Source organism: Cytobacillus purgationiresistens, from assembly GCF_030813235.1.
GTDB lineage: Bacteria > Bacillota > Bacilli > Bacillales > Cytobacillaceae > Cytobacillus > Cytobacillus purgationiresistens.
In genome coordinates, this window is sequence record NZ_JAUSUB010000001.1 from 446,923 (window position 1) to 470,934 (window position 24,012).

The 24,012-nt window shown below is 37.4% G+C and carries 21 protein-coding genes; 6 read left to right on the forward strand and 15 right to left on the reverse strand.

The features are described from left to right. Window positions 1-161: 161 nt before the first annotated feature. The gene (locus J2S17_RS02250; RefSeq protein ID WP_307471474.1) at window positions 162-866 is read left to right on the forward strand and encodes a response regulator transcription factor; all 705 of its coding nucleotides are present in this window, start codon (window positions 162-164) and stop codon (window positions 864-866) included. Between the two features lie 50 nt (window positions 867-916). Here J2S17_RS02250 and parC read toward each other — a convergent pair whose 3' ends face one another. The 4 genes from parC to J2S17_RS02270 all read right to left on the reverse strand — a co-directional run bounded on the left by parC (window position 917) and on the right by J2S17_RS02270 (window position 8,042). Next, the gene (parC, locus tag J2S17_RS02255; RefSeq protein ID WP_307471475.1) at window positions 917-3,355 is read right to left on the reverse strand and encodes a DNA topoisomerase IV subunit A; all 2,439 of its coding nucleotides are present in this window, start codon (window positions 3,353-3,355) and stop codon (window positions 917-919) included. Further along, window positions 3,352-5,331: a DNA topoisomerase IV subunit B gene (parE, locus tag J2S17_RS02260; RefSeq protein ID WP_307471477.1), complete on the reverse strand. Its 1,980-nt coding sequence runs from the start codon at window positions 5,329-5,331 to the stop codon at window positions 3,352-3,354. Before parE ends, parC begins: the two co-directional genes overlap by 4 nt. 440 nt (window positions 5,332-5,771) lie before the next feature. Continuing rightward, window positions 5,772-6,185: a CoA-binding protein gene (locus J2S17_RS02265; protein ID WP_307471479.1), complete on the reverse strand. Its 414-nt coding sequence runs from the start codon at window positions 6,183-6,185 to the stop codon at window positions 5,772-5,774. A gap of 132 nt (window positions 6,186-6,317) precedes the next feature. Then, entirely contained in the window at window positions 6,318-8,042 is a 1,725-nt protein-coding gene (locus tag J2S17_RS02270; RefSeq protein WP_307471480.1) for a glycosyl hydrolase family 18 protein, read from the reverse strand. Window positions 8,043-8,297: 255 nt separating this feature from the next. On the opposite strand from J2S17_RS02270, the gene plsY reads away from it, so the two are divergent. Together plsY and J2S17_RS02280 are read left to right on the forward strand one after the other, a co-directional pair. Next, on the forward strand, window positions 8,298-8,894 hold the full coding sequence (plsY, locus tag J2S17_RS02275; protein WP_307471482.1) for a glycerol-3-phosphate 1-O-acyltransferase PlsY: 597 nt from the start codon (window positions 8,298-8,300) through the stop codon (window positions 8,892-8,894). 278 nt (window positions 8,895-9,172) lie between these two features. After that, the gene (locus tag J2S17_RS02280; RefSeq protein WP_307471484.1) at window positions 9,173-10,264 is read left to right on the forward strand and encodes an ATP-binding protein; all 1,092 of its coding nucleotides are present in this window, start codon (window positions 9,173-9,175) and stop codon (window positions 10,262-10,264) included. A 38-nt stretch (window positions 10,265-10,302) separates the two neighbouring features. Here the strand turns inward: J2S17_RS02280 and J2S17_RS02285 are convergent, their stop codons facing one another. Further along, on the reverse strand, window positions 10,303-10,470 hold the full coding sequence (locus J2S17_RS02285; RefSeq protein WP_307471485.1) for a hypothetical protein: 168 nt from the start codon (window positions 10,468-10,470) through the stop codon (window positions 10,303-10,305). A 263-nt stretch (window positions 10,471-10,733) separates the two neighbouring features. Here J2S17_RS02285 and J2S17_RS02290 point away from each other — a divergent pair, with 263 nt between their 5' ends. Then, a complete protein-coding gene (locus J2S17_RS02290) occupies window positions 10,734-11,870 on the forward strand; it encodes a CapA family protein (protein WP_307471487.1) in 1,137 nt (378 codons plus the stop codon). A 50-nt stretch (window positions 11,871-11,920) separates the two neighbouring features. Here the strand turns inward: J2S17_RS02290 and brnQ are convergent, their stop codons facing one another. Continuing rightward, window positions 11,921-13,273, reverse strand: a complete 1,353-nt coding sequence (gene brnQ, locus J2S17_RS02295) for a branched-chain amino acid transport system II carrier protein (protein WP_307471489.1) — start codon at window positions 13,271-13,273, stop codon at window positions 11,921-11,923. A gap of 327 nt (window positions 13,274-13,600) precedes the next feature. Between brnQ and J2S17_RS02300 the strand changes: the two genes are divergently transcribed. Next, on the forward strand, window positions 13,601-14,272 hold the full coding sequence (locus J2S17_RS02300) for a GntR family transcriptional regulator (RefSeq protein WP_307471491.1): 672 nt from the start codon (window positions 13,601-13,603) through the stop codon (window positions 14,270-14,272). A 90-nt stretch (window positions 14,273-14,362) separates the two neighbouring features. Beyond that, a complete protein-coding gene (locus tag J2S17_RS02305) occupies window positions 14,363-14,653 on the forward strand; it encodes a HesB/YadR/YfhF family protein (protein ID WP_307471492.1) in 291 nt (96 codons plus the stop codon). Window positions 14,654-14,701: 48 nt separating this feature from the next. Here the strand turns inward: J2S17_RS02305 and J2S17_RS02310 are convergent, their stop codons facing one another. The 9 genes from J2S17_RS02310 to J2S17_RS02350 all read right to left on the reverse strand — a co-directional run bounded on the left by J2S17_RS02310 (window position 14,702) and on the right by J2S17_RS02350 (window position 24,011). Next, window positions 14,702-14,992 (reverse strand): hypothetical protein, encoded by a 291-nt coding sequence (locus tag J2S17_RS02310; RefSeq protein WP_307471587.1) that lies wholly within the window; start codon window positions 14,990-14,992, stop codon window positions 14,702-14,704. Window positions 14,993-15,016: 24 nt separating this feature from the next. Next, a complete protein-coding gene (locus J2S17_RS02315; RefSeq protein WP_307471494.1) occupies window positions 15,017-15,439 on the reverse strand; it encodes an acyl-CoA thioesterase in 423 nt (140 codons plus the stop codon). Between the two features lie 2 nt (window positions 15,440-15,441). After that, window positions 15,442-17,766: an AAA family ATPase gene (locus J2S17_RS02320; protein WP_307471496.1), complete on the reverse strand. Its 2,325-nt coding sequence runs from the start codon at window positions 17,764-17,766 to the stop codon at window positions 15,442-15,444. Between the two features lie 589 nt (window positions 17,767-18,355). Beyond that, complete coding sequence (locus J2S17_RS02325; protein WP_307471498.1) at window positions 18,356-19,549, reverse strand: CbiX/SirB N-terminal domain-containing protein; 1,194 nt, start codon at window positions 19,547-19,549, stop codon at window positions 18,356-18,358. 123 nt (window positions 19,550-19,672) lie between these two features. Further along, window positions 19,673-20,656 (reverse strand): ABC transporter substrate-binding protein, encoded by a 984-nt coding sequence (locus J2S17_RS02330; protein WP_307471500.1) that lies wholly within the window; start codon window positions 20,654-20,656, stop codon window positions 19,673-19,675. 25 nt (window positions 20,657-20,681) lie between these two features. Next, window positions 20,682-21,446 carry an ABC transporter ATP-binding protein gene (locus J2S17_RS02335; protein ID WP_307471502.1) on the reverse strand — a complete coding sequence of 255 codons (765 nt, stop codon included), beginning with the start codon at window positions 21,444-21,446 and terminating at the stop codon, window positions 20,682-20,684. A 2-nt stretch (window positions 21,447-21,448) separates the two neighbouring features. Then, window positions 21,449-22,489, reverse strand: coding sequence for a FecCD family ABC transporter permease (locus J2S17_RS02340; protein ID WP_307471504.1), 1,041 nt, complete (start codon window positions 22,487-22,489; stop codon window positions 21,449-21,451). Continuing rightward, window positions 22,486-23,319 carry a class I SAM-dependent methyltransferase gene (locus tag J2S17_RS02345; RefSeq protein WP_307471507.1) on the reverse strand — a complete coding sequence of 278 codons (834 nt, stop codon included), beginning with the start codon at window positions 23,317-23,319 and terminating at the stop codon, window positions 22,486-22,488. The genes J2S17_RS02340 and J2S17_RS02345 overlap by 4 nt, the downstream gene beginning before the upstream one ends. Before the next feature lie 152 nt (window positions 23,320-23,471). Beyond that, window positions 23,472-24,011 carry a cob(I)yrinic acid a,c-diamide adenosyltransferase gene (locus J2S17_RS02350; protein WP_307471509.1) on the reverse strand — a complete coding sequence of 180 codons (540 nt, stop codon included), beginning with the start codon at window positions 24,009-24,011 and terminating at the stop codon, window positions 23,472-23,474. Window position 24,012 lies beyond the last annotated feature (1 nt).

Below are 24,012 nucleotides of genomic sequence, written 5' to 3' on the forward strand. Positions count from 1 at the left end.
TGAATAGAAAAATAAAGCTATTCCCCCTTTTAGTAACACAAAACAGTCTCATTACCATACAAAAAGTAGTGGAATTAAGATTTGCTAACGACCTTTTTGACAAATTATTTAATTATAACCAATTAATATCTTTATATTAATTTCTAAGGAGCTGAAAAGATTTGTCATTTATAACTGAACCTCCTGATATGCAAAGGGCTCTCCAGAAGCTAGCTAATGTCAGCTCTACTGAAGAACCAATGGAGCTTATACTTTACATATATATGGACATTTTCCCCGTAAAAAAAGCCTATTTATTTAAATACTCACCTTTATGTCATGTTGCAGAAGGTATTATTTCAATTGATTCAAATGGATTAGATTATATCCAAACAATCCGTGATGATGTACGCTCCATCCCTGGGGTTTATTCGGCCATTGTTGAACTATCTGCAATATTTGTACCAAAACAAGAGTATTTAAAACAATTAGGAAGTAAATATATTCCATATAATGATACAATAACTTCCCTCATTATCGTACCGATTTGCACAGGCAATGTCGTTATTGGCTATATCATAAGTTTTCAATTAGAAGATGACGTTGCTTTTAATGATGAGATGCTTTCATTGTATACTCAATTTGGCAAGTTAGTAAGCAGCTTTACTAATCCAACGCATAAACAAAAAAAAGAACATGAGTTAAGTAATCGAGAAGTTGAGGTAATGAGCAGGGTAGCAAATGGAGAGATTTTAAAGCAATTGGTTGAAGCAATGGGAATCAGCGAGGCAACCATTAAACAATATATAAAATCAGTTATAAAAAAATTGGGTGTCCATAATCGGACACAAGCGGTTGCAGAGTTGGTAAGACGAGGGATCATTTAGTTTAGTTTAATTTAAATAAAGCATCCCTGTAGTTACAGGGATGCTTTATTCTACTCATTATCTGTTGACTGTTCTACTATCCATAACTCACATGCTTTGCCACTCACCGATTCATCAATAATAAAAGATCCGTTTGAATAACGATCATTAAACCTGATCGAAGCAGTTGAAACAGATTCAACTGCCCCTTTTTCCGACCGGATGAAAACATCATCCTGAGCCTTAGCTATAAACATGCCGATTACACGGTGCGGGTTTGATTTTAATTCTCTTAACATCACAACACCGCGTTTGGCTCTCGATGTTTTTTCAAATTCATCCAGTTTCATTTTCTTAATGGCACCACGCTGCGTTGCAATGACAATGGATTCACCCTTTGTTTGATGAATCATCTGTCCACCGACAACAAAATCTTCATCTTTAAGATTGATACCCTTCACTCCAGCAGCTCTGGCTCCAACCAGGTTGACTTCCTGTTCTTCAAACCATAAGCCATAACCTTGGTTTGTTGCTAAGAACAAATCTTTACTACCATCAGACAAGTGCACATCAATCAGTTTATCGTCCCCTTTTAAATTGAGAGCAACAAGGGTTTTAGAGAAGCGCTGTGCTTTATACGATTTAAGCTCAGTTTTCTTCACCATACCATTTTTAGTAATAAATATTAAGAAATGAGCTGCGTTTTCAAAGTCCTTCACTGGGATTGCTTTAATGATCGTTTCATCCCGATCAATTGGAATAATATTTGCTATATGCTGACCAATCTCTTTCCAGCGAATATCCGGTAATTGATGTACAGGGCAATATAAATAATTCCCCTTATTCGTGAACATTAACAGGACATCCGTCGTATTCATCGGTAGCTTTGCAATTACACGATCAGACTCTTTCATACCGAAATCCTGACCGTTTGATGCGGCAAAAGAACGCTGACTTGTTCTTTTTACATAGCCTTCCTTCGTCACTGTTACTATGACATCCTCACTGGCAATCAGCACTTCCAGATTGATTTTGATTTCTTCTATTTCAGCTTGAATTTGTGTACGGCGATTATCAGCAAACCGTTTCTTTACATCCTTCAGCTCTTTCTTAATAACGGATTGCAGCTTTTTTTCACTTCCTAAAATAGCTGTTAATTCGTCAACCAATTTTGCAAGTTCTTCTGCTTCAGCTCTCAGTGCAGTAATATCAGTATTCGTTAAGCGATAAAGCTGCAAAGAAACAATTGCTTCAGCTTGCGGTTCAGTAAATGAGAATTTTGCCATCAGATTATCTTTAGCATCGCGTTTATCCTTTGATGCACGGATAGCTATGATTACTTCGTCTAAAATTGACAGCGCTTTTATAAGGCCTTCCACAATATGCTGACGTGTTTGCGCTTTATCAAGGTCAAATTGTGTCCGCCTTGTCACTACTTCTTTTCTATGGGCAATATAAGCGTCTAAAAGCTCTCTTAATCCCATTAGCTTCGGATGCCTATTATGTATAGCAACCATATTAAAATTATACGTAATTTGCAGGTCCGTATATTTATATAAATAATGTAAGACACCTTCAGGATCTGCATCTTTCTTCAGCTCTACCACAATTCTTAATCCGGTGCGGTCTGTTTCATCGCGTACTTCAGCCATACCCTCTATTTTACGATCAAATCGAAACTCATCCATTTTTTTAACGAGATTGGCTTTATTGACCTCATATGGAATTTCAGTAATGACAATTTGTTTTTTTCCGCCGCGGATTTCTTCAAATTCTGCTTTTCCACGGACGATGATTTTGCCTTTTCCTGTTTCATAGGCTTTTTTAATGCCATCTAACCCTTGAATAATTCCACCAGTTGGAAATTCTGGCCCTTTAATATGTGCCATCAAATCGTCAACTGAACAATTAGGCTGTTCTATTCGTAAAATAGCGCCATCAATTACTTCGTTTAAATGGTGCGGAGGGATCTCTGTCGCGTAACCAGCAGAAATACCTGTCGATCCATTCACAAGCAGGTTTGGATAGGAGGCTGGCAGTACAGTGGGTTCATTTGATGTATCATCAAAGTTAGGAATAAAGTCAACGGTCCTTTTCTCAATATCCCTTATTATCTCAGATGAAATAGGAGATAATCGAGCCTCTGTATAACGCATGGCAGCTGGCGGATCACCATCAATACTTCCGTTATTTCCATGCATTTCTATTAGCAAATTGCGGAGCTTCCAATCCTGGCTCATCCTTACCATCGCTTCATAAACGGATGAATCTCCATGCGGATGATAATTGCCGATGACATTTCCTACGGTTTTAGCAGATTTCCTAAAGCCTTTTTCATGCGTATTCCCCTCGACATGCATGGCATATAAAATCCGTCTTTGTACTGGCTTTAGGCCGTCTCTTGCATCTGGCAGCGCCCTGTCCTGAATAATATATTTACTGTATCTTCCGAATCGGTCGCCGAGGACATCCTCAAGCGGCAGGTCGCGAAATTGTTCTGTAGAACTCATGATTCAGCGTCCTCCTCTGCTACCGAAATATTTTCATTTTCAAGAATGCTTCCGTCTTCTTCAAGACCAAATGCAACATTCGATTCAATCCATTTTCTTCGCGGCTCAACCTTATCGCCCATCAAAGTAGTAATACGGCGTTCTGCTCTTGAGGCATCATCGATTTTCACTCTAATAAGCGTGCGCGTAGCTGGATCCATTGTTGTTTCCCACAGCTGGTCTGCATTCATTTCACCGAGTCCTTTGTAACGCTGGATGATATAACCTTTGCCAATCTTTTTTATGGCATCTGGAAGATCATCATCACTCCATGCATATTCAATTATTTCTTTTTTACCTGATCCTTTACTAACCTTGTATAAAGGAGGTAAGGCAATAAAGACTTTCCCGCCTTCTAGCAGGGGCTTCATGTACCTATAGAAAAACGTTAGCAACAGGACTTGAATATGAGCTCCGTCCGTATCTGCATCTGTCATAATGATTACTTTCTCGTAATTCACATCTGGAAAATTGAAGTCAGCACCGACTCCTGCTCCAACTGCATGAATGATTGTATTGATCTCTTCATTTTTAAAAATATCTGCAAGCTTTGCTTTTTCGGTATTGATAACCTTACCACGCAAAGGCAGGACTGCTTGGAAGCGGCGGTCGCGTCCTTGTTTTGCTGAACCACCCGCAGAGTCACCTTCCACAAGATATAATTCATTTCGCTCTGGATTTCGCGATTGTGCAGGTGTTAATTTACCTGATAATACTGCTTCTGCACGCTTTTTCTTCTTCCCGCCTCTTGCATCTTCCCTTGCTTTTCTTGCTGCTTCACGAGCTTGATAGGCTTTGATTGCCTTTCTAATGAGCAGAGAGCTTGTCTCTGGATTTTCCTCGAGGAAATAGGATAAATGTTCTGAGACAACTGCATCTATCGCTGAACGGGCTTCACTTGTCCCCAGCTTCCCTTTCGTCTGCCCTTCAAATTGCAGCAGGTCTTCTGGTACACGAACCGAGATAATCGCTGTAAACCCTTCTCGAATATCTGAACCGTCGAGGTTTTTGTCCTTTTCCTTTATAAGCTGAACTTTACGGGCATATTCATTAAAGACTCTAGTCATTGCCGTTTTAGCACCAGCTTCATGGGTCCCGCCATCTTTGGTGCGCACATTATTTACAAAGGAGAGAACATTTTCCGAATATCCATCATTAAATTGGAACGAAAATTCCGCTTCAATCTCATTATGCTGTCCTTCAAAGCTGACAACCTGATGGAGTACATCCTTTTCTTCGTTTAAGTATTCAACAAATGCCTCAATCCCATTTTCAAAAAGGAAGGTTTCTTGCTCATTATTGCGTTCATCAATGATTTCAATTTTCATTCCCTTGAGGAGAAAAGCAGACTCGCGCAGACGTTCACAAAGTGTTTCGTAATTATACGCCGTCGAGGAAAAAATTGAAGTGTCAGGCTTAAAATGAATCGTAGTTCCAGATTGATTCGTCTTACCGATCTTTTCTAAAGTTGTTACTGGTATACCGCCGTTTTCAAAACGCTGTTCATATACAAATCCATCGCGCTTTATTTTGACTACGAGCCATTCAGATAGGGCATTTACTACAGAAGCACCTACGCCATGCAGGCCTCCACTAGTCTTATAACCGCCTTGACCAAATTTACCTCCAGCATGAAGTACAGTTAAGATTACTTCAGGCGTAGGCTTACCCATCTTATGCATCCCTGTAGGCATTCCTCTGCCTTTATCCTGGACGCTAATTGAATTATCTTTATGTATTTTGACAATGATTTGATCACCGTAACCTGCAAGTGCTTCATCAACAGAGTTATCGACAATTTCATATACAAGATGATGCAATCCTCTTGCATCTGTACTTCCAATGTACATACCGGGGCGCTTTCTTACAGCTTCTAATCCCTCTAGTACTTGTATGGCATCATCATTATAGTCAAACACTTCCTGATTTCTTGCCACAAACATACCCCTTTCATCTCTTACAACAACCATATCGTTTCAATAAGGAAGATTCTGCAGAACAATGCAATGACCTTTATACTTCTTCAGCGGTTTTCTCGTCTTTTCATGCTTAAACCTTTTATAGATGCTGTTAGGAATCATTACAATGCCTTAAATTATAACATCGTCCATCTGGCTTCATACTACACTATTCTTATCGGTTAGATATTCGTTTCATAAATTTTAATTCCTTTATTTCATCGGAATAATATAAAACAGAACAAACGTTCGAATAATGTCATTTTACCATATGTTCATATGGCATATAAGCTTTATTTTATCTTTTTATTCGATTTTGGCAAATAAATAAGGTGAATAATTCATCCATTTCACAGGAATACTCCAAAAAAATAGTGAAATAAAAAGCATGAGATCAAGAAGATCTCATGCATTGGACCTTATTTTGTCATTGCATGTTCCACTTTTATACAGCGGTCCATTACGACCGTGAACCCTTTTTCTTTTAAAAACTGAAAGACTTCTGCATCCATAACATCGAGCTGAGTCCAAAAAACATCTGCATCGATTTCTGTGAATTCATTAGCTAGCTCGGGAAGAAACTCTGATCGTCTAAAGATATTGACAATATCGATATGACCCTCAATTTCCTTCATGGAAGCAACAGCCTTTACTCCTAATGCTTCACTAATATTTGGGTTCACTGGAATGATGTCATAACCAGCTTTCTGCATCGCTTGAGAAACCATATAAGAAGTGCGGTCCGGATTATCACTTAATCCAACCACCGCTACTCGCTTTGCCTTTTTTAAAATAGCGCCAATCTCCGCTCGCGTTGGATTTTCAATGTTCATTTTAGACCCTCCCTTTACTCTTTTCATCTCAATTGTACTCAATATTGGCAGGATATTCTAATTTTATCGCTCCTTAATTTTATCATATCCTTGCCAACTTCGGTATGTTTCATGTATTTTTCACTGAATGGATTATTGTTTTCCTTCTTCATCATCATCAAGTTTGAGAGCAGTCCATGCTGTATCATCTGCGAAATACCTTGACCAGCTCGCAACTCCAGCCAGATCATATTCTGCAGCCATTTCCGCTCGCTTATTTAAAGACATCTCGTCTTCAAGCCATACTTTGTAGAGCTTCTCTTCATCCTCAGAATAGTATTCTGCATAATTTTGTCCAGTTGAAGCATCATATTTTGGCGTTAGTTCTCTTTCCTCAATCCATTCCTTTACTTTACTCATAGAAACAGCTTTAGAAGAAATTTCGCCAGCATCTGTCTCTTCCCATATTCGAGTATATAACGGAACACCTAAAATCAACTTCTCATTAGGCGCGACTTCCAACAGTCTCTGCAGGTTATTTTCAACCCATGGCAGTGAAGCGACACTCCCTGCTACAGGTGACGATCCCCAATGTTCATCATATGCCATCACAATTAGGTAATCAACAATATCAGCTAGCTGCTCTCTTTCATAAAAGGCGGACCAGTTTCCACTGGAAGAAATAAAAGTAATGTCCATCGATACAATTAATCCTTCGTTATGAAAATATGCGCTTGCTTCTCTAACGAATTGTGTAACAAGTGGGCCGTCTTCCTCCCGCACATTTTCGATATCAATATTAATCCCTTCCATTTGATATTTTCTGCTGAAAGATATGAGTTGATTAATGATCTTTTGTCGGGTTTCAAATGACTGGAAGGCCGCATGCGTTAATTCCGGATCAAACGCATTTGAGAAAAGACCCCATAGCTGGTAGCCTTCTTCTTTTGCCCATTCTGCAAATTCTACCGATCCCAGATCTTTAATTTGACCCTGCTCATCCTTTAATTCAAACCAAGTGGGTGAAAGGATATTGACACCAGGCATTTCAGGCATTGATTTTGTCTGAGGATTCTTAGAGTATACTGCCTCCCATGTTAAATGAATCGGTCCATCTATCATCGGGAGCTCTGGTTCTTTTTCTTTTTCCTCTATTTCTACTACCTTCGTCTGACCCTTCAATACATATGGTTTTTGCATATATCCTGCTTCTCCACTGGATTTCCGCACATAATAATACCCATCCTTTTCGTCCTCAATATAAATGGGTTCATTTCTTGATATGCTTGATGTATATGGAGAAAGTAAGGATGGCTCGGTGCGAAGTCGGGCTTCCGTCTCATCGATATCCTTATCAACCACAGTTCCTTTAGTTATTTCTTCGCCATTTTCTCTTAGCCAGATGGCATCTGTCTCTGGCAGAATAGAGGTGTCAAGTCCATACATCTCAGATATGAAATCAAGATTGATATATCTTTCATTTTGAAATACCTTTACAACCTCTACTTTTTCCTCTTTGGCTTTTCCGTTTCCATAATAGACTTTCGAATCAAGAGGCACTTGAATCACTTTTGTTTTCTGTACGATAATGAACGAATGAGTCTGTTCGTCATATTGAATCGTTTCATCAATGTTTTCTTGTAAAATCCTTTCCGGCAAATAGAAAATCCCTTTATCCTTCAGTGCATTCCCAACTTGAGCACCATTAAATATGATTGGTGCTTCACCAGAAAAATAGGGCTGCTGTTCATGAGAAGCAAAAGGATTGAGCAAAAGAATGAGTGCACTGGTAATAATTAAAAAGGCAAGTATAAGACCAGCAAAAATCCATTTTTTTGATTTCTGTTTTGGATATTTGATATTCGTTTCAGTATACAAGTTGTTTTCCCCCTCAAAACCATCGTTCCGCTTAGAGCTTATTTTTTAAATGTACCTAAGGTTCACTTTATGAAAACGTAATTTAATAGTAAAAAGTTTCATAATATAATATCGGTAAAATATAAATAGATGAAAGACGGTCATTCAACCTTCAATATTCTTTCAAATGTAAAATCGTGTAATTTTACATGGTACGAACACTAGTTTACATGGTACAATATAAGAACTGTACATAAAGTGTGAAGGAGAGTTTTCATGACACTAGAAGTTATTATTATATTTATTGCAGCTTATTTACTAGGGTCCATTCCATCAGGACTCATTGTTGGTAAGGTATTTTATGGCATTGATATTAGAGAGCATGGAAGCGGGAATCTCGGGGCCACTAATACATTTAGAATACTTGGCAAAAAAGCCGGATTTATCGTCACATTTGCTGATATTTTAAAGGGAACGCTTGCCACGCTGCTTCCATTATTCTTAGGATTGGATATTCATCTGCTAGTTGCCGGTGTTTTTGCCGTAATTGGACATATGTATCCAGTTTTCGCCGGCTTTAAAGGCGGCAAAGCAGTTGCTACCTCAGCGGGTGTCGTATTGGCATATGAACCGCTAATGTTCGCCATTATTCTTATTGTATTCTTCATTTGTTTGTATATTTCTCAATATGTCTCACTCTCATCAATGATTGCTGGACTGGCAGGAGTTATTTATTCAGTTATTTTAGAAGATCCTCCGCTCATTATTATCGTCTCTATTATGACATTATTCATCATTTATCGCCATAGAGCGAACATTTCCAGGATCATTAAGAAGAATGAACCAAAGGTGCAATGGCTGCGGAAGCACTAAACCTTTAAACCCTAGGTATATAAACAATTAACAGCAGAAGATTTCTGCTGTTTTTTATTTTGTTTTATATAAAACTATAATTGAAAGGGATTGGATTTCTTTGGTATGATGATAGATACAGGAAACATGTATTCTACATATATGTTATTAAATGTAGAAGCATTTCTAATATTTCTACATTTAATAACATATTATGATTGAATATGGCATAGATTGGATTGAAAACTGAAATATATGTTTTCAGTTGTAATTAAATCTAATTTAAGGATGGATTAACTATGTATTTAACTGATAACCTATTAAAGGATTTGCCTTTTCCCTACTTTCTTATTGATGATTTCAATCGGATTATTTCAACCTCTCTACCTAATCAAACCGCTCTGGTGGGACAACCTTTTACTGACCTGATCAAACGAGAAGACATCGGCCATTTTAGCTCTTTAAAAAGCGATCGTTCAGTATTAAGCCTCCAATTAATGACAGCAGATACCTATTTTAATTATCGAGTTTATGTCGTACCCGAGGACAATCAATCACATTTATTCTGCTATCCGCTATTTGATGAATACACACATGATATCGAGAAAAATACGGAAAAATTAGAAAGGAAATTGCTGAAATTCAGCATGGAATTAAACGAGAAAAAGAAATTAATTAATAAAACGGCCCTAAAAATTAACGAAGCAAATTTCACATCAGAATACGCGAATAATTTAAGCACAATTGCTGCATCTATGGCACATGAAATCAGGAATCCATTAACAACAGTAAAAGGATTTCTACAATTATTAAAGCCTCATCTTGCTGACATTGGCAAAGAACAGTACGCTGATATTGCATTAGATGAAATCAACCGGGCAAATGAGATTATCTATGAATTTTTAAATGCTGCAAAGCCACCTGATCACAAGAAAAAAGTTATCTACTTAAATAAAATTGTGAGAGATACATTACTATTGTTTGAAAGTGAAGCCATTGTTCAAAATACTTCGTTTACATTAAAGCTCTCACAATCAGACGCGATACTTTATGGAGATGAGAAGCAGTTAAAACAAGTTTTAGTAAATTTAATTAAAAATTCTATAGAAGCTATGGAGCCAAATAAGCATCATCGTGAAAGCAAGATAAGCGTAACTGTTGAAAAAAACAGCACCCATTCCTATATTATTATTGAAGACACTGGTCTAGGCATGACTGAGAAAACAATCGCAAATCTATTTAAACCTTTCTATTCAACAAAAAAAAGCGGAACAGGTATCGGACTTTCGATTTGCAAGCAGATTATTGAAGACCATGAAGGCAAGCTTCACATTGACTCAGTTTTAGGTCAGGGTACAAAAATGAAAATAGAATTTCCTCATAGAGAATAGCACAAAAAGCGAGATTCCTGCTTTTTGTGCTATTTAAATCACACTCTGATCAGCTTAAAATTACTTCGCCCTAGTAAGTCTGTATCGAAATCTATCTTTGTTTGATTAAAATAAACCATTTCCTCTTCATGAATCAGAAAGCTGATTTCCTCCACCTCAAAAACATGATCGGCACCTAACGGCTGCTCTTCCAGAGACAGCTTCAACCTAGGACCGCCTCAACCAATCCCCATCGCCAAACGAACATACAGCTTATCTATTGGATCTGCTTGCATATCTTGTTCAATCGTTTCTTTTAAAACCGCGGCAGCCCTATCTGTTAGTTTGATCAAAACGATCACCTCCCTACTCCTAATAGTATACTTCAATCAAAAATTAAATACTTTTTTCATCCTAATATAAAGACAGCAATCCTGGAGTTATATTATATTTATATTAGATAAAATAATGAAGAAATAAAGGAGAAAGAATGAAAAAAATCCCTATAGTGTTCTTGTTTCTTTTAATATTAGGAGGCATTACCTCAGCATTTTTATTATTAGGAGATAGGTTAATCGTCCGGTCTTCTTTCGTTCAACAACATTCATATAAACTAAATCACCCTGAGAATAAACAATTAACAATGAAAGCTACAATTGGAGCAGTTGGTGATATCTTAATCCATGATAGAGTCTATAATGACGCCAAAACAGAACAGGGTTATAACTTTTCCCCGATGTTAGAAGCGGTTAAGCCTCTGCTTCAAGAGCCGGATATTACACTTGCGAATCAAGAAACAATATTAGCTGGTACGGATATTGGGCTTTCAGGTTATCCGAATTTCAATAGTCCTCAGGAAGTAGCTATTGCATTAATGGACGCTGGGATAGATATCGTTTCAACCGCAAATAACCATTCACTAGATAGAAATGAAGATGGGTTACAGCGTTCGCTTGATTTTCTAGAATCGGTAGGTCTGCCTTCTGTAGGGACATATAAGAGTAAAGAGGACCAAGATAAATTGCGAATGATGAAAGTGAATGGAATCAACATGGCTTTTTTAGCCTATACATATGGAACAAATGGTATCTCGATTCCAGACGGCAAGGATTATCTAGTTAATATCATTAATAAAGAAGCAATTAGGAAAGAAATTAATATAGCAAAAAAGAATGCTGACCTCATTGTCATGTCGATCCATTGGGGAAACGAGTACGAACGGTATCCTGCTGACAGCCAAGTCGCACTTGCACAATTCCTTGCTGATGAAGGAGTAGATATTATATTCGGACATCATCCACATGTTTTGCAATCTATGGATTGGCTTGAATCTAAAGATGGTAGCCAAACGTTTGTTGTTTATTCATTAGGAAATTTTTTATCTGGGCAAGCAGGCAATTATAGAGATATAGGCGGACTCGCTACCATTGAAGCCACTAAAACCTTCGATGCTAACGAGACTTCTATTAAGCTGAGCGCACCAAACTTCCACCCTACCTATATGGCTAGCAAGAATGAAAAAAATTATAAGCTGGTGCCTTTACAAGAGGCTGGGATCTATGGTCTTAATAATGCCCACATTCAATATGAAGAAATAATGAAGCATATGATGAAAAGTTTAGATTAGTATTTTCACACAAAAAAAGTCATCCTCATTCGGACGACTTTTTTATGTGCTTATACAATTTGTTTTTCCTGACTGTTTTCTTCAGGTGTCCCTCTTTTAAAGAGTGCTATGATAATACCTAAGATAGCTCCAATAATTGCTGGGAAAATCCAGCCAAGCCCTACTGAATGCAATGGTAATACACTAGAGAAGAATGAATTCACTGCTTCAATTTTCACCCCTGCTGCATTTAACCCATCAAAGAAGCCTACGATAAACGTTAATAACATACTAAATTGATAAACTTCTTTTCTTCCTTTAAAGAATGGGTGAAGAAAGGTTAAGAACATCAATACGATTGCTAATGGATAAATAGCCGTTAATACAGGAACCGAAATCGAAATTAACTGACTTAATCCAAAGTTTGCAATACCAGCACTAAATACTGAGAAAATTAGTACGAACTTGTTATAAGATACATTTGGCATCAATTTTGTAAAATAAGCTGCACATGATGTGATCAGTCCAATACTAGTTGTTAAACAAGCTGCAAGAACGATTAAGCTTAATAATATGCCTCCAAATGAACCAAAATAATGATTAGAAGCGCCTGATAAAACTGAACCGCCATTATCTAATAATCCTAATCCCTGTACACTTGATGCGCCAATAAAAGAAAGGGATGTATAAATGATAGCAAGTAACGCAGCTGCAATAAGTCCAGCTTTTGTAACTGCAATCATGATTGCTTTCTTCGTTTTAGCACCTTTTGCCCTGACGGCATCGATCACGATAATACCAAATACGAACGCTGCAAGTGCATCCATTGTAAGATAACCTTCTTGGAATCCTTTAAAGAAAGCATCCGTTATATATTTTTCAGTCGGAGCTTGAATTTCGCCAATTGGATTAATAAAAGCTGCACCAATTAAAATCATAATGAAAATAAGTAATAATGGTGTTAAGTATTTACCTACAATGTCAACAATCTTTGAAGATTTTAAAGAGAAATAAGCAGTGATACCGAAGAAAAGTATGGTGAAAATAATTAGCCCAATCGTACCCATGCTTTCTGGAAGAAACGGTCTAATTCCGATTTCGTATGAAACCGTACCAGTTCTAGGTATTGCGAATAAAGGTCCGATAGATAGATATAGAACAACTGTAAAAATAACACCAAAGCTAGGTGAAACGCGACTAGCAAGTGATTGCAGATCACTCTTCCCTGATATCCCTAACGCAATCACTCCTAATAACGGCAAGCCAACACCTGTAGCAATAAAGCCTGCATTTGCTTCCCAAATATTCGAGCCTGCCGTTTGTCCTAACATCGCTGGAAAAATAAGGTTGCCTGCTCCGAAAAACAAAGCAAAAAGCATAAAACCGACAGCAATAATGTATGAGTTTGATATTTTATTATCCAAACCTATTCCCTCCTGGTAAATTTATCTTTTGTACTAATAGGTTTCAAATGATTGATTGTCAGCAATCTCGCAAGTTGAAATCTTCTGATAATTACAATTTTAAAATAATTACCAAGCAACTCTCCTTTGTTACTAATTCATGTAATATATTGCATAACAAACGATATCATATCATTCAAATTTTCGCAATAAATTATTTTAAAAAAATAAATAGTCATATGTAATATATTGCATTTGGTCCATGACTATTATATAATTTTCCTATAAATTGCTAGTTTAAACCTCAAGGAAACAACAAAGTAAAAGACAAGTAAAGGTGGTTCATACATGCCTATTCCGACAGATTTTTCTACACCACAACGTTTATCTGCAAAAAAGCGTGCATTCTTGCAAATTCAAGAATGGATTATCGATGGTACTTTAAAGCCAAAAGAGAAACTGAATGATGCCGACCTTGCTGAAGCCCTAGGAGTGAGTCGCACACCTATTAGAGAAGCTTTACAATTGCTTGGTGCACAAGGATTTGTTGAAATGTTTCCAGGAGTAGGAACACAGGTAACTACTGTTAATCATGATGATATTATGAAAATATTGCCTCCTCTTAGCGTACTGCAGGCACTCGCAACAGAAATTGCTGCTGAAATTATTGACCAACAATCCATTAACCAACTAAAAGAAATCAATGAACAATTTTCTCATGCAATTAAAACGGGGAATTCTTTTGCCGCCTTAAAACTCGATGTGCAATTTCATGACCTGATTGTCGAGAAGGCAGACAATCCATATATTACACAAACGGTTTCATCGCTTCAACCACATGTACTTAGACTCTATTTTTACAAAGCAATCATTTTAACAGAATCTTCTATCGATGAGCATAACGTGATCATAAAAGCGCTCGAAGAAAAAGATAAAGAAACCTGTTCTCGTGTAGCAAGAACAAACTGGATTAGAGCAATTGATGAGTATTTCACCACAGAAAATAAGCATCATGAATAATCTATGATGAATCTCTTTGTTCGCTCCCTCGCTTCTTATCATTTATAATTCATTAATAATGAAACTATCAACTCATTAGGAGGAGACATTGTGAACATCAGCATAAGTGATAAAGCGCTCAAATGGTATAAAGATGAAATGCTTTTGGATGAAGGGGATTTCTTACGTTTTTTTGCCAGGTATGGCGGAGTTAGTCAAGTACAGGATGGATTTTCATTAGGAATATCAAATGAAGCACCCGTTGACTCAATCGTATCTATTGATAAAAATGGGATTCATTTTTTTATTGAAGAAAAGGACTTATGGTTTTTTGATGGACATGATTTAACAGTTGAATATGATGAAAAGTTGAGCGAGCCAAAATATAATTTTTCAAAGTGAAACGTAAGATAAAAAAGAAAGAGAACAGATATTCTGTTCTCTTTCTTTTTACTTTATTTGATTCATATATCCTTCGTTTTTTAGGACTTCTATTTGTTTTTCTCCCAATAAATCAAAGTGCGAGTAACCATCTTTTCTCTTATGAATCCATTCAGGCTTTAATTGATACATTTCTCCCCACAATTTCAGCTTTTGCATGTCATTACAGCCAACCTTAGTGACTGATGTGCATCCAGGAAATCGATCATCTAGCCAATAATGGGTTAAAAAAGCAATCTCCCCATCGTCAATTTTTCTTTTCCAGCCATTAAGATCCTCTCTTTTAATGCCGAATGCCATCGCTATCACCGCCAATATTCGCATTTAATTTTGTTTTTTCGCTTTTTCATAGGCTTCATGCCAATCAGGATACTTCCTTCTCATTGAAATGGGGCGAAAAGAATCTTTCTTTACGCATGCGTGCTTTGACCAGCCTGTAACAGCCAGTTCATTATCGCCATTATAAATTTCGTATCCATATGTAAAGCGCAACCCATCATACTCTTCAATCCAGGTCTTAACGACCGCAATTTCCCCATAATGGAGTGGCTTTTTATAAGATGCTTGAATATCAAGTACAGGAGATAAAATTCCATCCTCCTCAAGCTTTGCATAATTAAAGCCTAAATCCTTCACGATTTGTGTGCGGCCAAGCTCCATCCAGATAAAATAGTTTGCATGATAAACGACACCCATTTGATCAGTTTCTGCATATCTTACTTCTATCTCTTTTGATGATACTAACATATTTATTCCCCTTCACTTTCAATTTTCATTGCTGCAATAAAATCTTCTTTTTTCAGTAAAGACATATTTTCAACATCAAGCAGATTCTCATTCAGTAATCTGCGAGCTTGAACTTGTATGACATGATCCGCAAGGTTTTTCGCATATCTTCCATTTCCATTTGTTGCTTCATGCTTTAATGTATTTTGCAAATATCCTTTTGCTGAATCATCTAATTTAAATTGATAGTTTGCAATATAATTCTCCAGGATTTCGATTAATTGATCGGAAGAGTAGTCTTCGAAATGAAAGAATTTCTTGAAGCGTGACTTTAAACCAGGGTTGCTTCGCAATAGCTGTTCCATTTCATTTGGATAACCTGCTAATATCACAACTAAATTTTCATTTTGTTTGGTCATTTCATCAACAAGTGTATCTATTACTTCTTTTCCATAATCTGAGGTTGCTTCTGAAAACAAAGAGTAAGCTTCATCTATAAACAATACGCCGCCCAGCGCCTGGCGAATCATCTTCTTTGTTTTAATAGCAGTTTGTCCAATATATCCAGCAACAAAATCCGCTCTGCTGGCAACGATTAGATGGCCTCTTTTTAATAAACCGCATTCCCTCAACAAGCTTGCAAAAATCTTGGCTACGGTTGTTTTCCCTGTACCTGGATTGCCAGAGAACACAGAATGCAATTGTATTGGAATCGGTGGAATCCCTTGTTCTCTTCTCATTTGTTGTACTTTTACAAATGATACCAAAGTCTTAACTTCTTCTTTCACCGCTTCAAGACCGACCATTTGATTCAATTGTACTTCTGGTTCATCTTTTATCAAATCCTCTTCTACAGCAAAGTCTTCTTTTTCCAGTAAAGTATAGGATAGAATGTCTTGATCATCCTGCAAATAAGCTCCTTTTTTAAATATGGCTCCCAGCACAAGATCCTTTACTGTTCTGGCATTTCCGAAAGTTTCATCCACTCTTTCATTTTCAATACGTTTTTTAAGCTCTATTTTTGCAGGTTCTGTAATAACGTAATCGTTTTCCATCGCTATTTTTTCTGCAATCGCAATCAATTCGGGCTCACTGTAATCAGGCAAAGCAATATGATTAGAGTGAGGAAAACGGCTGCGTAGACCTGGATTCGCATCAAGGAATTGACGCATTTCCTCGGGATATCCCGCCAGAACGACAGCAAATTCCCCGCCATATTCTTCACTTGTCATCAGTGATACTAAAGTATCGATCACTGTTTGACCATAATCGTCTTTTGATTGACTGTTCCGCTTTAATGTATAAGCTTCATCAATAAATAAGACTCCGCCCAGCGCTTTTTCAACGAAACCGCGGACATTTTCTTCTGTTTGTCCTACATAAGCCCCAACAAGCTGCGAGCGATTGGTCTCTACAACTTCCTGTCGAGGCAGAACGCCTAGGTGATGATAAATTTCTGCCAAGAATCTTGCAACAGTTGTCTTCCCTGTCCCAGGATTCCCTGTAAAAATCATGTTTAAGCTTAATTCATCTTTAATCTGAAAGCCTAAAGCTTTTCGTTCTGTTTGGTATTTTAAAAACTGATAAAAATGATGCACTCTATTTTTTACTGATTCCATTCCGACCATTTGCTGAAGCTCATCTAACGGGTTATACCCTTCCTCTGGCCGATTCAAGAATGATGTAAAAACCTCATTCCATTCTTGTTTTAAATCGTTTAAACGCTCTATATGTGTTTTCATTTCTTCATAATAAGTGGAAGTATAAAATACCCCTGAAATTGACCGATCGTAATCTTCGGCAGCTTTTAGCAACAGTTCTGTTTCTCCTATTGCTTGTGTAAGCACTGGAATTAATTGATTATAAAAATGTAAAAGTTCTCCCTTTTTATATTCCATTGAGCTCTTGCTGCTCATTTGCAAATCATCCAAATCATCTTCCGCTTGCTGTAAAAAACTACGAGCTGTTTCAATGGTTTGTTCTGCGGATTTCTTCTTTGCTGCTCGATTATCTGTCTCTCTCAGAGGCGGAAATCTTAATTTATTTAACAAATCCTGCTTAAATGCCCATTCTGACTGCGCTAAAAACTGAGCAGCTCGAAGGTTTTTAGGATCAAGACTCAAAGCCTTCTTCATCCAACCAGTAACCAGTGAAGACATTTGATCGGTATGACGAGCTCGGGAAAGTGCTGCGATGGTTAGAAGGACAGAAATTTGCTTTGCCTCTTCCTTTTCATCTAAAGATTTAATCTCTGTTAATAAAGCATCCTCATTATGTATGACACCATTAGACTTCAGTTCTTCTTCCCAATTCTGCACATTAATTTTCGCTTTTTTTTGCTGATTCATTTTAATATCACTTCACTTTTTCAATGTCCAATTTATTCATTATCATAACATATTTATACTGATGCCCATAAAAGTTCGCATCAATCGATAACTGTGAAAGGATTGATTATATAAAAAAGAACCTGATCATCATCAAATCAGAATCCTTCATCTTAATTCTCTTATGAAAAAGAGTTTATTTTACCATGCACGAGTACTGAATATATACTAATCACTTTACGATTTGTTGGTAACCAAAATTTTTTATTTGCTTCAATCGAATAACCGCCATCCTAGAAGAAAAAGCCATCATGAAAAATTGCATACTACAAATGAAAGTTATGAAGCAACGATTAACAAATAATAATCCATCTAATGCTCCCTCCTTCTCCCCTCTCATAAGGCAAATATAATCTTAGCAATTAACTTTCACTTCCACCTAAAATTTTTGCCATGTAAAAACGACAAGAATGTATTGTCTAAACTTTATTTCTTGCCTCTTTAAGACAAAAATAATTGTGTCATTAGTTTATTACACTAAACATTCCCTAGTAAAATCTTTGATACTAAAAAAACCGGACTATAAAACAAGTCCAGGTTCTTCTGTTAATCAGTGGTGATGATGTTCATAGCCATGTTCTTCCGCATATTTACGGAAATTTTCTAAATCCTGCATTCCTGTCGAAGTACCGTCTAAGGCTTGATTCATACGTTCTAACAGTACAGTTCTTAACTTTGGATGATAACCAAAATACTCAGCAATATCAATTGACACATGTGGAAAAGTCTTTTGAAATTGTTCTGCCATGTTATTCATTCTTTTCATTAGAATTCCGGTAAATAAGAAATACGGCAACATAATGATTTTTTTCGCGCCTAATTTAAGACAACGTTCCATCCCGTCCTGCACAGTTGGCGTTGTGACTCCCATAAAGGCACTTTCAACAATAGGTACATTTAATTTTTCCCATAATAAACGGCTGATTTTATAAAAATCGGCATTCGCATATGGATCACTGCCACCTCGTCCAATAAGTAAGATTGCTGTATCTTCATGCTTTTGATTTACATCAAAACCGGTATCAGCAAGTCTTGATTTCAAAATCTCAAAAATCTCTTCATGGACACCAATCGTTTGGCCGTATGTGAATTGTATATCTGGAAAATGTTCTTTAGCATGTTCAATTTCGGCAGGGATGTGCAGTTTTGAGTGCCCTGCATGCAATAAGATGATAGGAATTACATGGACTTCATCTGCACCTTTTTCAATACATAGCTGAATTCCATCTTCAATATTAGGTGAGGCAAACTCTAAAAAACATGTTTCTACATAAAGGGCTGGATCAATGTATTCTTTCATTTGTTCGACAAATTGGTGAACTTCTTTATTCCCGTCCTCCAGTTTACTGCCGTGTCCAACAAATAATACAGCTTTTTTCATTGGTCCTTTTCCTTTCTTGTATTTATCGATTCCTTTAATGCGGTTTTCCCCGCGTTTACGTTCACCGTGTTCCATTGAATAGATCATCGCTTCTTCTTCAGCTGTTTCATGAACAATGGCACGTGCCGTTTCTTCCTGCTGGACGGAATACCACGTCCCCTTTGGATAATCAATGACGACGCATTTATCTTTACAGCGACCGTTACAGCGTGTTCGTGAAGTGTGAATATGCTCATCTAAACGATTTTTTCGGATTTCATCACGAATATTTTGCGTTACCATTTCAGCTCCCGCACCCATACAGGTTGACCCATTGCATACGAGTAAGTGACGCTGCATTTGCGTTAAATTCCAAGTTGTCATAAGTGACCTCCCCCTCTTGTTTGAGTTACTGTAACGCGGTTTGCACACTTCTATTAAAATTCGTGATCTTTTATCAATGTTTAACTCCTAGTAAATGAAGACTAATATATTTCATCTTTTCCTCTATTTATAAGCGTCTGGGTAAAAACCTTTTGCTAAAATTTCTAATGCTTCAGCTGCACGCACACCTTCAGATGCTGCGGATAATGGCAAGATGACAAAATATTCGTTTTGAACAGCAGGGGTTTGGCTTAATGCTGCATCTGTTTTTAAGAACTCAATTTTTTGTTCTGAGGTCGTTGAACCATAATCGATGACAACAATCACTTCAGGTTGGCGTTCTACTGCATCTTCTTTTGAAACAGTAGCCCAGTTTCCTTCGATATCACCAAAGATATTGTTTCCGCCTGCCATAGTCACAAGTGTATTCATAAAGTTTTGTGTTGCAGTGAATACATCTGTTTCCCCGCTATCGAATACTAATACATCCAGTGGCTCTTCAACTTCTGGTAATTTAGAGGTAATCCCTTCAATGTCTTGATTAATTTCCCCAACTAGCGCCTCGCCGCGAGCTTCTATTTGAAATATTTTGGCGATATTGCGAATATCTGTATAGATATCTTCTAATGTTGGTGCTACTTTAATAGATGACGATTGTAAGTAGCTATTTATACCTAACTCCTTTAATTCATCGCGCGTTGCTATGTTCTTATCATTGAATGCACTTGCCCAGCCGCCATATAGAAAGTCTGCTTCCTCTGCGATGACTTGTTCTTTAGAAGGATATTGCTCGGCTAACACCGGTACTTTGTTATATGCTTCTTGTAATGGCTCATATATTTCATTATCTAAAAAAGCCGTGCCGACCATCGAATCTTCTAAACCGAGTGCGAGCATGATTTCTGTCACATGTTGATTTAAAGATATAGCCCGTTTTGGTACTTCTTGATATTCAATCACAAGTCCTTCATTTTCAATAACGACTTTTTCATTTTGCTCTGTTTGATTATCTTTTACAGCTGCTGTTTTTGTTTCCTCAGCTGAGCATGCAGCTAAGAATAGCAATGCCGATAAAAACAGCGTTGACCAACTTCTTATATTTTTCATATTCTTTTATCCTCGATTTTATTATTTATTGTTCTGTGTAAAAAAATAAATGCAGTTTTTTTGTAAATGGGTTTTTTGAAATTCCAGCCTGGACATGAAAAACGTGCTTTAACGTCTCCTCTGTCAGTACTTCTTCTGGTGTTCCCTCCATAAAGAGTGCCCCATCTTTCATTACAAGTAATTCATCACAATAGCCTGCTGCTAAATTTAAATCATGCAGTGCTGCCACAATCGTAATCGGCAGATCCTTCACTAAATCCATTAATTGATATTGATGTTCGATATCAAGATGATTTGTTGGTTCGTCTAAAATTAATATTTTTGCCTGCTGTGCAAGGGCGCGTGCGAGCATAACGCGCTTTTTTTCTCCACCTGATAATTGATTAAAAGTTCTATTTTCTAAATACTGTACGTTTGCAAGGTGCATACTTTCTTCGACAATAGCAAAGTCTTCTTGATTATCGTTTGCCAGCCATTTTTTATACGGCGTCCGCCCCATCAAAACTAAATCTTTAACGGTAAAATCAAAGAGTACTGGTGTTTCCTGACTAACAACTGCTATTTCCTGTGCCAGCTTTCTTTGTGCCATATGTATAATGTCATCTTCATATAATGTCACCATTCCGCTCGTTTGCTTTAAATGACGATAGATAATTTTTAACATCGTCGATTTCCCGCTTCCATTTGGTCCAATGAGGCCAACGAATTTGCCTTGATGAATTGAAAAAGTAATATTATGTAAAATTTGCTTGTCCGCTATTGAAAATGAAATATCTTTTACTTGTAGCATTATTATTCACCGTCCCCAAAAGAATATCGTCGACGTCTAAGCATCCAAATAAAGAACGGGCTTCCACAAACAGCCGTAATGATACCGATGGGCATTTCTTCAGGTGCGATGACAATCCGTGCGACCATATCCGCCCAAACGAGGAAAATGGCTCCGATCAATGCACTGATTGGCAAGACAACTTTGTAATTTGAACCTGCCATCATTCTTACAAGGTGCGGAATAATTAATCCTACAAAACCAATACTTCCGCTAACTGCGACAACAACACCTGTTAATAACGATACAAAAAGTATAATAAGGATTCGAAATCGGTCTAAGTTAATACCAAGTGTAGCGGCTGTTTCTTCTCCAAGAAGGAGAGCATTAAGCTGACGATAGTTCAATAATAGCAATGTGAACACTAGTAGAAAGATAATGAATGGAATTCCAAGATTCGCCCACTTCGCTCCTGCTAAACTACCAAGCATCCAATGCATAACAGCTTGAATACCGCCCTGCTGTTTAGACATCATCAGCATAAAATTAGTAATAGCGGAAAATACCATCGAAATCGCAAATCCTGCTAAAAGTAAACGAACAACAGATATTCTGCCATTGACGCGTGCTAATAGAAATACGATGATTACTGCGGAAATGGCCCCTAAAAAAGCTGCAAAGGAAAGGGCATAGTTTCCTATTACACTAAATGCACCGAGTAAAATGACCGAAGTTGCTCCAACTGATGCACCTGAAGATACACCTAAAATATATGGATCTGCAATCGAGTTCTTTACGAGTGCCTGAATCGCTGCACCGCTAATCGACAGTGCGGCTCCTACAATCGCAGCTAATACGACACGCGGTAAACGGATCTCCCAAATAATGATGCTTTGTGCATTTGATGCAGTTGTTTCTAACGATAATCCCAGTTTGGTGAACAGCAATTCCCAAATAATGCGCGGCGTTATATCAACAGAGCCCACCATCACCGCAAAAGTCATTGAAGCAAGCAAACCTAACATTAATGCTAATATAAGTAATGGATAACGATACTTAGTCATGTAACTAACGAAGGCTCCCAGCTAATTATCGCAGCATAGAATGGATAACGATACACGTACAGCCCGTCCTCCACTGTAATAAAACTTTCGAGCGAGGCTTTCACATATGCCATTTCAAACTGTGGAGATAAGATTTTTTTGCTTTGTGCTTCATATAGTTGTTCTAATGTATCATATCGATATACACGTTCTAGTTTGAGCATTTCACAATCAGCATAAATACCTAATTGATACAGCATATTGACGATTGCAATATAATCCCGGCGTGGATATTTAATGGCATATCCATACTGCTCATCTAAGATAACGTAATGCGGCTGAATAGGTCCTGTTGTTAAGCCGATAATGGCTCGTTTCTTTGCAAGCATGTTCATTTTTTTTAGTGACGCATTCATTTCATACATGCGATAAAAGCAGTTCACACCAATAACGACATCATGCGGTTCAATTTGGGCATCTTCCCATTTACTATGAACGAACTGAACAGGTGCATCGCTCTTAAAATATTGTTTTAAATAGGTCAGCACACTGACTGAACCATCAACTAATGTTAAGCTTTGGACATCTTCACTAAGCGGGAAGGTGTAATTGCCCCAGCCTGGTCCAATTTCAATACAACTTGCATTTTGCGGGAGATGCTGCTTCATTTTTTCGTAAATATTTTTTGCGTGATCATCTACTTGCTTATATGTTTTTTTCTGCATTGACTGTGCCCAATATGCTTCTTCCAGCTCATCATTTACCATTCGTTTGGGCATGTTACCATGCCAATCTAGCATGCCTTCTTTCCACAGCTTTTCAAAATTAATTTGTAAAGGCGATCCTCTCATTTGAATCTTCTCCTCAATATATACAATGAAGGGCGATATTCAGTGATTATTATAATGCTCTTACTGTATACAAATCTTTTCAAATGCTGTTTAGTCATTTGAATGTGTGTATAACACTTTTCCCAGCATCCTATGCGGTCTATTGAATCTCATTAAAATTCAATCCCCTTCATCGCTTTGACATCTTGTTCGGCATAATAATGTTTTGTTGCATCAATCGTTGACACTAAATCAGCTAATGCGAGTATCGAGGGATGTGCAGAACGCCCTGTGATGATTAAATTCATCGTTTTTGGACGTTTTTGTATTGCCTCTAACACTTCTGCCAATGGCAATACATCATCGATTGGGAACTTTGTAATGGCTAATGCGTTATTCAGCTCATCTAGTACTAATACATCTGTTGTTGTATCTTGCAGCTCCTCTTTAACAGTTTTCCAAGCTTTTGCAAGTGCTTCGCGATGTTCTTCTGGTGTTTTCGTCCATGTAAATCCCACACCTAATTGCACGGTTTCAACACCTAGTTTTCGCAAGGCAATCTGTTCGCCATATGTACGTTCAGGTGATTTAATAAATTGGTAATATTTCACCTTCATGCCTCTACCAATTGCGCGTAATGTGACACCAAGTGAAGCGGTTGTTTTTCCTTTGCCTTCGCCAGTATAGACTAACAACATCCCTTGTCGTGGCATA

What these genes read in the sequence shown, in the direction of transcription:
- parC (WP_307471475.1), bottom strand. Translation starts at nt 3,355, where the DNA reads ATGAGTTCTACAGAACAATTTCGCGACCTGCCGCTTGAGGATGTCCTC.
- J2S17_RS02265 (WP_307471479.1), bottom strand. Translation starts at nt 6,185, where the DNA reads ATGAACATTGAAAATCCAACGCGAGCGGAGATTGGCGCTATTTTAAAA.
- plsY (WP_307471482.1), top strand. Translation starts at nt 8,298, where the DNA reads ATGACACTAGAAGTTATTATTATATTTATTGCAGCTTATTTACTAGGG.
- J2S17_RS02280 (WP_307471484.1), top strand. Translation starts at nt 9,173, where the DNA reads ATGTATTTAACTGATAACCTATTAAAGGATTTGCCTTTTCCCTACTTT.
- J2S17_RS02290 (WP_307471487.1), top strand. Translation starts at nt 10,734, where the DNA reads ATGAAAAAAATCCCTATAGTGTTCTTGTTTCTTTTAATATTAGGAGGC.
- J2S17_RS02300 (WP_307471491.1), top strand. Translation starts at nt 13,601, where the DNA reads ATGCCTATTCCGACAGATTTTTCTACACCACAACGTTTATCTGCAAAA.
- J2S17_RS02310 (WP_307471587.1), bottom strand. Translation starts at nt 14,992, where the DNA reads ATGGCATTCGGCATTAAAAGAGAGGATCTTAATGGCTGGAAAAGAAAA.
- J2S17_RS02315 (WP_307471494.1), bottom strand. Translation starts at nt 15,439, where the DNA reads ATGTTAGTATCATCAAAAGAGATAGAAGTAAGATATGCAGAAACTGAT.
- J2S17_RS02320 (WP_307471496.1), bottom strand. Translation starts at nt 17,766, where the DNA reads ATGAATCAGCAAAAAAAAGCGAAAATTAATGTGCAGAATTGGGAAGAA.
- J2S17_RS02325 (WP_307471498.1), bottom strand. Translation starts at nt 19,549, where the DNA reads ATGACAACTTGGAATTTAACGCAAATGCAGCGTCACTTACTCGTATGC.
- J2S17_RS02330 (WP_307471500.1), bottom strand. Translation starts at nt 20,656, where the DNA reads ATGAAAAATATAAGAAGTTGGTCAACGCTGTTTTTATCGGCATTGCTA.
- J2S17_RS02335 (WP_307471502.1), bottom strand. Translation starts at nt 21,446, where the DNA reads ATGCTACAAGTAAAAGATATTTCATTTTCAATAGCGGACAAGCAAATT.
- J2S17_RS02340 (WP_307471504.1), bottom strand. Translation starts at nt 22,489, where the DNA reads ATGACTAAGTATCGTTATCCATTACTTATATTAGCATTAATGTTAGGT.
- J2S17_RS02345 (WP_307471507.1), bottom strand. Translation starts at nt 23,319, where the DNA reads ATGAGAGGATCGCCTTTACAAATTAATTTTGAAAAGCTGTGGAAAGAA.
- J2S17_RS02350 (WP_307471509.1), bottom strand. Translation starts at nt 24,011, where the DNA reads ATGCCACGACAAGGGATGTTGTTAGTCTATACTGGCGAAGGCAAAGGA.